This window comes from Paraburkholderia sp. SIMBA_054 (assembly GCF_046534875.1).
Classification (GTDB): domain Bacteria; phylum Pseudomonadota; class Gammaproteobacteria; order Burkholderiales; family Burkholderiaceae; genus Paraburkholderia; species Paraburkholderia hospita.
In genome coordinates, this window is the sequence record NZ_JAWRXV010000616.1 from 1 (window position 1) to 279 (window position 279).

Below are 279 nucleotides of genomic sequence, written 5' to 3' on the forward strand. Positions count from 1 at the left end.
GCAAGCAGGTAACGACCCATTGGGCCGATGCAAGGCGCCTCGCGGACAACTTCCCTCTTGCTCGAGTACAGCCCGACAGGATCTTCATTCGTGACGGTCGTCTTTTCACCTCTGCCGGTGTGACGGCGGGCATCGACCTGTGTTTGTCGTTAGTGGCGGAAGACTGGGGACACGAGATGGCGGTACGCGTTGCCAAACGTCTGGTTGTCTATATCCAGCGAGAAGGCGGCCAGTCGCAGTACAGCCCCTACATTGGTGCAGGCAAGGAGGAAAACCCGA

General features: G+C 58.8%; 1 pseudogene. It reads left to right on the forward strand.

The window, feature by feature from the left end:
* Positions 1-279: pseudogene (locus SB822_RS56555) on the forward strand (GlxA family transcriptional regulator); the annotation flags it as partial.